The 5784-nt window shown below is 71.2% G+C and carries 5 protein-coding genes; 1 reads left to right on the top strand and 4 read right to left on the bottom strand.

From position 1 onward, the window contains the following. Nucleotides 1–636 (top strand): hypothetical protein (locus H0487_RS21520; RefSeq protein ID WP_183096268.1); only part of this gene is annotated, 636 nt, incomplete at its 5' end. Between the two features lie 12 nt (nucleotides 637–648). On the opposite strand, the gene H0487_RS21515 is transcribed toward H0487_RS21520, so the two are convergent. The 4 genes from H0487_RS21515 to H0487_RS21500 form a co-directional block, all read right to left on the bottom strand. Continuing rightward, nucleotides 649–2586, bottom strand: coding sequence for a TIGR03960 family B12-binding radical SAM protein (locus tag H0487_RS21515; RefSeq protein WP_183096267.1), 1938 nt, complete (start codon nucleotides 2584–2586; stop codon nucleotides 649–651). Nucleotides 2587–2597: 11 nt separating this feature from the next. Further along, nucleotides 2598–3212, bottom strand: a complete 615-nt coding sequence (locus tag H0487_RS21510) for a TIGR03086 family metal-binding protein (protein WP_183096266.1) — start codon at nucleotides 3210–3212, stop codon at nucleotides 2598–2600. Beyond that, the gene (locus H0487_RS21505) at nucleotides 3212–4192 is read right to left on the bottom strand and encodes a phosphotransferase (RefSeq protein WP_183096265.1); all 981 of its coding nucleotides are present in this window, start codon (nucleotides 4190–4192) and stop codon (nucleotides 3212–3214) included. Before H0487_RS21505 ends, H0487_RS21510 begins: the two co-directional genes overlap by 1 nt. Nucleotides 4193–4231: 39 nt before the next feature. Further along, nucleotides 4232–5784, bottom strand: a 1553-nt coding sequence (locus H0487_RS21500) for a S8 family peptidase (RefSeq protein WP_183096264.1), incomplete at its 5' end; no start/stop codon positions are given.

The following is a 5784-nucleotide window of genomic DNA, read 5'->3' as shown; positions in this document are numbered from 1 at the left end:
GGCGGCTCGGGCGCTCCGCCGCCCGCTCCCCCGCCGCCCGGCGGCGCCGAGCCCTACGTGCCGTACGGCGGCGCGCCGGTCGAGGCCGCGTTCTATGCGACGGCCACCCCGAAGAAGAACGCGTGGGTCGGCATCGTCATCGGCATCGTGGTGCTGATCGCGGTCTGCGGCGGCGGGGTCACCGCCCTCATCGCGGCGATCACCACCATCGACGACGCCGTGACGAGCGCGGAGAGCGACGACCTGCTCGCCAACGACCTCGAGGTCGGCCAGTGCCTCATCGGGGCCGGCCTCGACCCCGGCACCGACGACCCGGTCAGCGCGCTCGAGGTGATCGACTGCGCCGAGGCGCACGACGCGGAGGTCCTGGCGGTCAAGGTCCTCAGCGCCGAGGAGGCCGCCGCCTACGACTTCGAGGACGACGACGGCGCGGTCACCAGCTGCGAGCCGCTGTTCAGCGCCAAGGCCAAGCGCCTGCTCGAGCGCCAGGACCTGTTCCTGTTCGCGCTCACCGAGACCGCGACGCCCGTCACCGGCGACAAGGTCGCCTGCCTCCTCGTCGACGCGAACGGCGAGAAGCTCTTCGGCTCCCTCCAGGACGACCTGGCGGAGGAGATGATCTCCCCCGCCGCCTAGGCCGACCCTCCGTCAGACCACGCTGAGCGGGAGCAGCTGCCGGCCGGTGGGGCCGATCTGGATCTCGGTGCCCATCTCCGGACACACGCCGCAGTCGTAGCAAGGGGTCCAGCGGCAGTCCTCGACCTCGACGTCGGACGTGCCGTCGCCGACAGCCAGGGCGTCCTCCCAGTCCGACCACAGCCAGTCCTTGTCGAGACCGGAGTCGAGGTGGTCCCACGGGAGGACCTCGTCGTACTCACGGTCGCGGGTGGTGAACCAGTCGAGGTCGACGCCGGTGCCGTCGAGCGCCGCCTCGGCCGCGGCGACCCAGCGGTCGTAGGAGAAGTGCTCGCTCCAGCCGTCGAAGCGGCCGCCGTCACGCCACACCTGCTCGATGATCGCGCCGACCCGACGGTCACCGCGGGACAGCAGTCCCTCGATGATGCCGGGCTTGCCGTCGTGGTAGCGGAAGCCGATGGCCCGACCGAACCGCTTGTCCGTCCGCACGATCTCGCGCAGCTCGCGGAGCCGGCGATCGGTGGTCTCGACGTCGAGCTGGGCGGCCCACTGGAACGGCGTGTGCGGCTTGGGCACGAACCCGCCGATCGACACCGTGCAACGGATGTCGTTGCGCCCGGAGACCTCCCGGCCCTTGGCGATGACCTTCTTGGCCAGCTCCGCGATCTGGAGGACGTCCTCGTCGGTCTCCGTCGGCAGGCCGCACATGAAGTAGAGCTTCACCTGGCGCCAGCCGTGGGAGTACGCCGTGGCGACCGTCCGGATCAGGTCCTCCTCGGTGACCATCTTGTTGATCACCTTGCGCATCCGCTCCGACCCGCCCTCGGGGGCGAAGGTCAGCCCGGAGCGACGGCCGTTGCGGGAGAACTCGTTGGCCAGCGTGATGTTGAAGGCGTCGACCCGGGTCGACGGCAGCGAGAGCGACACGTTGGAGCCCTCGTAGCGGTCGGCGAGACCCTTCGCGACCTCACCGATCTCGGTGTGGTCGGCGCTCGAGAGCGACAGCAGGCCGACCTCCTCGAAGCCGGTCTTCTTCACGCCGTTGTCGACCATCGCGCCGATCGTCTCGATCGACCGCTCGCGGACGGGGCGGGTGATCATGCCGGCCTGGCAGAAGCGGCAGCCGCGCGTGCAGCCACGGAAGATCTCCACCGAGAAGCGCTCGTGGACGGTCTCGGCGAGCGGCACCAGCGGGTTGGCCGGGTAGGGCCACGCGTCGAGATCCATCAGCGTGTGCTTGCGGACCCGGTCCGGCGCCCCCGCCCGGTTGGGTACGACGCTCGCGATCGCGCCGTCGTCGCCGTACGCGACGTCGTAGAACTGCGGGACGTAGACCGTGCCGCTGGCGGCGAGCCGACGCAGTACCTCCTCGCGACCACCGGGCGAGCCCTCGCCCTTCCACTCCTGCACGAGCTCGGAGATCTTGAGCACGACCTCCTCGCCGTCACCGAGCACGGCGGCGTCGATGAAGTCGGCGATCGGCTCCGGGTTGAACGCGGCGTGCCCGCCGGCGATCACGATCGGGTGCGCCTCGGTGCGGTCGACCGCGTGCAGCGGGATCCCGGCGAGGTCGAGGGCGTTGAGCATGTTGGTGTAGCCGAGCTCGGTGGAGAAGCTCACGCCGAACAGGTCGAACGCGCCCAGCGCGCGGTGGCCGTCGACGGTGAACTGCGAGATGCCGTGCTCGCGCATCACCGCCTCCATGTCCGGCCACACCGCGTAGGTGCGCTCGGCGAGGATCCACGGCCGCTCGTTGAGCACCTCGTAGAGGATCTGCACGCCCTGGTTGGGCAGGCCGACCTCGTAGGCGTCGGGATACATGAGCGCCCAGCGGACGTCCACGGAGTCCCATTCCTTGCTCACGGAATTGAGCTCACCGCCGACGTACTGGATCGGCTTGGAGACCGACAGCAGGTGCGGCTCGAGGAGGGGGAAGAGCGACTCAGCCATAGGGACCGATTCTACGAGCCGGGCGCGGCCCAGCCCTCATCGCGACCGAACCGCGCCAGCAGGTCGTGCTGCGGGTCGCCGTTGAGGTCCGCCTGCGCACCGATCGCCCCCGCACCGCGATACAGCTCCTCGCGCTCCGCGAACCAGTCGGCGATCGCGGCCACCACCTCCGGGTCGAACCGGGTGTCACCTCCGGTCGCCGCGGCCAGGTCCCACCCGTGGACCAGGTGGNTCGCCGCGGCCAGGTCCCACCCGTGGACCAGGTGGTCGGCCGCGATCTGGGTGACGTACTCGTGGACCGGGGTGTCGCCGAACGACAGGGCCACGGTCCCGCCCTGGGGGATCCTGGTCGCGGCCGCGGCGACGGCCTCGTCGGCGGCGGCCCGGGAGGCCGCCGCGGGGTCGTCCCCGAGCAGGTCGCCCTCGAACTGGTCGCCCACGTCCTCGATGGTCTTGCCGTCGAACAGCGGCAGCGCCCACAGGTTCTCGGACGTCACGTGGTTGACCAGCTCCCGCACCGACCAGTCCGCGCACGGCGTGGGGTCCGACCACGCCCCGGCGGGAACAGCGGCGACGCGGTCGTTCCAGGCCTCTGCGGTACGGCGGTACAGCTCGTGTGCATCCATCACACCAGTCCTCTCTCGAGGGCCCGCCCGGCCTGGGCGAGCCACCAGTCCAGCCCGGCCCGCTCGCGCGCCCGGACCTCCTCGTCGGGGTGCTCGACGATGTCGAGCGCCTTGTTCCACCCCATCCAGGCCAGGCTGGACAGCAGCGCCAGGTCCAGCGAGACCTCGTCGTGGTCGGGTCCGGCGACCTCGCGGTGCAGGTCGAGGAACTCGTCGAACGTCAGGTCGAACGTGTGGGCACAGCCGACGAGGAGCCGGGCGACGTCGAACTCCCCCGGCCCGACCATCGCGATGCCCCAGTCGAACAGGGTGAGGCCGTGGTCCTCGATCGCCATGTTCACCGTCGAGGCGTCACCGTGCAGCAGCGTCGACGGCCGGTCGAGGAGGGCACTGACGAGCGCGCCGCCGTCGAGTGCGAGAGCGAGCACCCGCTGCCCCACCTCGTCGGGTGCGACCTCGGCGAAGTACTCCCAGCCGCGCAGGGCCGCGTCGACCAGGGGGATGCCGGAGAACGGCCGGATCCGCTCGGGCTCGAAGATCCCGTGCACGGAGTCGAGGGAGGTCGGCGTCGGCTCTGCCTGCCCGCGGAACGTGCGGTGCAGGTCGGCGAGGCCGCTGAGGATGGTCCGGGCCTGGTCGACCGACAGCAGGCGGTCCCAGGTGAGCACCGCCTCGCCGAGGTCACGCATCACGACGACGCCGTGGCCGTCGTCGTCGTACCAGGCACCGAGGATCGGGTGCTGCACCGTCGGCGGCAGACCGTCGAGCAGCCCGGACAGATAGACCTCGACCTCACGGCCGTGCTCGTCGCCCACCATCCGCATCACGAAGTCGGTGCGGGCGTCGTACCGCTTGACGATCACGGTGCGACCGTCGCCCAGCCTGACCCGCTGGAGGGCAGCGCCGGAGCGTCCGTCCTCTCCGAGGGTGCCGTGTGCGGTCGCCGAGTCGAGCGCGGCCCGGTCGATCAGTGCCGCCATGGTGCCCATGGTGCTCCTGATCGACCGGGCGCGCACCCCTCAGCTGACGGACGTGTCGTCGATGACGAACGAGGTCTGCAGGCTGGAGTCCTCGGTGCCGGTGAACCGCACCGTCACGGTCTGCCCGGCGTACGCCGCCAGGCTGAAGGACCGCTGGACGTACGACGACCCCTTGTTGAGGTTCGAGTACGTCGCCAGCGTGGTCGTCGTGCCGCCGGCCACGACCTGCACCCGCAGGGTGTCGTAGGCCGTGGAGGCCGTGGTCTCCGCCGAGTCGACCCGCAGCCAGAACGACAGGGTCTTGCCGGCTCCCGACGGCAGCGTCACGCTCTGGCTGAGCGTGTCGGTCGCGGTCGAGCCGTAGCCGCCCAGCCATGCCTTCCACGACCCGGTCCGGGCGGGACGCGACGTGGAGCTGGTGATGACACCGGAGGACGCGTTCCACGCGGTGTTGCCGGACTCGAAGCCGGGGTTGGCCAGGAGGTTGCCACCGGTCGGCGGGGGCTCGGTGGTGCCGCCCTCGAGCGTGTGGAGGAGCCGGTTCGGCGATCCGGTTCCGGGGTTGGTGACCTTGCCGGTGGTGGCGTTGGACGTCAGCCAGGACGACACCGTCGCGGGCGAGGCGCTGGCGTGGTTCTGGAGGTAGAGCGCGGCCGCGCCGGTGACGTGCGGCGTCGCCATCGACGTGCCGCTGATGGTGTTGGTCGCGCTCGTCGAGGTGTGCCAGGCCGAGGTGATGCTCGAACCGGGCGCGAAGATGTCCAGGCAGGTCCCGATGTTGGAGAAGTCGGAGCGCGCGTCGCTGCTCGTCGTCGAGCCGACGGTGACGGCGGCCGCGACCCGCGACGGCGAGCCGTTGCACGCGTTGGCGCCGTAGTCGTTGCCGGCGGCCACGGCGTAGAAGACGCCGTCGTTGATCGAGTTGACGACCGCGGTGTCGAGCGCCGAGGAGACGCCGCCGCCGAGGCTCATGTTGGCGACCGCCGGGCCGCTGGTGTGGTTCGAGGTCACCCAGTCGATGCCGGCGATGACGCCGGAGTCGGTGCCGTTGCCCGAGCAGTCGAGCACGCGCACCGGGACGATCGTGACGCCCTTGGCGACGCCGTACGTCGTGCCGCCGACGGTGCCCGCGACGTGGGTGCCGTGCCCGTTGCAGTCGGTCGTGCCGCGACCGTCGCTGATCGCGGAGTAGCCCGCGGCGGTGCGGCCCGTGAACTGGCTGTGGGTGGTGAGCACGCCGGTGTCGATGACGTAGGCCTTCACCCCGGAGCCGGTGACGTCGTAGTGGTAGGTCGAGTTGAGCGGCAGGTTGCGCTGGTCGACCCGGTCCAGGCCCCAGGTGGCGCCGGTCTGGTCGGCGTCGACGGAGACGCGTCGGTCGGCCTCGATGTAGGCGACGGCGGGGTTCGCCCGCAACGCCTCGACGGCGCGGTCGGGAAGCTTCGCCGAGAAGCCGTTGAGCGCGGTGCGGTACTGGTGGACGACGCGACCGCCGTGGTCGACGGCGACCCGGCGCGCGTCGGCCGCCCGGGTACGGGAGACCTGGGAGTGGAGCACGACGATGTAGCGGCCGTCGATGGCGCCGGCCGCGG

It is taken from the genome of Nocardioides stalactiti (assembly GCF_014180715.1).
Lineage (GTDB): Bacteria > Actinomycetota > Actinomycetes > Propionibacteriales > Nocardioidaceae > Nocardioides > Nocardioides stalactiti.
Note: the sequence above shows the minus strand (reverse complement) of the source record. Positions and strands in the feature narration are given on the sequence as shown.